General features: G+C 65.4%; 2 protein-coding genes. Both read right to left on the reverse strand.

The features are described 5' to 3' along the window. The coding region (locus tag AB5Y64_RS03620; RefSeq protein WP_368203288.1) for an MCP four helix bundle domain-containing protein at nucleotides 1–1,054 on the reverse strand (1,054 nt) is incomplete at its 3' end. A gap of 122 nt (nucleotides 1,055–1,176) precedes the next feature. After that, nucleotides 1,177–1,704 (reverse strand): methyl-accepting chemotaxis protein (locus AB5Y64_RS03625; RefSeq protein WP_368203290.1); only part of this gene is annotated, 528 nt, incomplete at its 5' end.

The raw sequence follows: 1,704 nt of genomic DNA on the forward strand, positions 1-1,704 counted from the left end.
GACGGGCCTGGGCGACGACCTGGGCCCCCGCATCGGCCTGCTCGTTGGCCTGCTTGGCGACGTCGGCTGCCAGGGATGCATTGCCGGCGATCTCGGTGACGGTGGCCCCCATCTCGTGGATGGCGGTGGCGACCTGGACGGTGCGATCCCGCTGGGCGGTGCAGTTGTGCTGGGTGAGCTGGGCCTTGGCGGCCACCTCGTTGGCGGTGGCGGCTACCTGGCGGGAGTTGCTCGCCACCTGCACGATGGCCCCGTGGATCCGGGTCACGAACTGGTTGAAGCTGTGGGCAATCTCGGCCAGCTCGTCCTTGCCGGTAAGACTGGCGCGGCTGTCGAGGGCGAGGTGGCGGGCCACCTCGCCAATATGGGATTGCAGGAAGGAGACCCGGCGGCGCAGCCCGATGAGGATGAGGGTCGAGACGAGCAGCGAGATGGCGATGGCGATGACGATGATGGCGATCATCTGGGTACGACCGCTGTCATAGCTGTTTTCGCTCAGATCGTTGCGATGCTGGGCCTGACCTATCAACCCGTCGAGCAGCTCATTGGCGCCCTTGCGCATGACCCCGTAGCTCTGGCTGTAGCGATCCCGGTAGATGGCGCGTGCCTCGTCCATCTTGTTGTCAGAGAGCGCCTGCAACATGGGGGTCAGCTCCTCCCGCTCCACTCGGGTGAATTGATCGAGCAGGGTCTGGGCCTTGGCCCGGGCGTCCGGATCGACCTGGGCCTTGACGGCCTGCTCCATGGCCTGGCGCATCTCGGGAATGTCTTCCTCGCGGGTCTCCTTGACCCGGGTCAGCACCCCCTTTTCGTCGCGCAGGGAGGTGTCCTGCAATAGCATCATGTCGATGCCGACGCGCATGCGCGGGATGCGGGAGGCCACTTCCGCCATGGCCCGCATGGGGGTGGCGGTATTCTGGAACAGCTCTTCGGCCTGCTGCCTGATGTTGTCCATGCTGCGCAGACTGGCGGCGCCAACCAGCAGCAGGGCGAGACAGGGTACGGTGACGGCCAGGATCAGTTGGGTTTTGATGGTGAGGTTGCCTGCCAGCATGTTGACTCCTTGGTGTGTTGCTGTGTCGCTACTGTAGCGGCTTGTCATGACGGTTCGCCGTCATGGGGGTCGGTATTCCCTGTCGACCCGGTGAAAAAAGGGCGCCGCAGCGCCCTTTCATCTTATAACCGGAAGTTGCCGACCAGCTTGTCGAGCTCGCCGGAGAGCTGTTGCAGGCTGCGGCTGGACTCGGTCAACTGGTGGGCGATATCAGCGGTCTCCATGGTGAGCTGGTTGATGTCCTCCACGTTGCGGTTGATCTCCCCGACCACGCTGGACTGCTCTTCGGTGGCGGTGGCGACCTGGATGTTCATGTCGCTGATCTGGGTGATGTGCCCGGTGATCTGGTCGAGGGCGCCGTTGGCCTCGTCGGCCTGGGTCACCACCCGCAGGCTCTGGTTGCGTCCCTGGGCCATGGCACTGACGGCGCGGGCGCTCTGCTCCTGGAGGCTGTTGATCATGCCCTGGATCTCGGCGGTGGAGGCGGCGGAGCGGCTGGCGAGGTTGCGCACCTCGTCGGCCACCACGGCGAAGCCACGGCCCTGCTCGCCGGCACGGGCGGCCTCGATGGCGGCGTTGAGGGCCAGCAGGTTGGTCTGCTCCGAGATGCTGCGGATGGTGTCGAGGATGCTGCCGATGGAGTCGGTCTG

Source organism: Aeromonas sp. R5-1 (genome assembly GCF_040908265.1).
Lineage (GTDB): Bacteria > Pseudomonadota > Gammaproteobacteria > Enterobacterales > Aeromonadaceae > Aeromonas > Aeromonas caviae.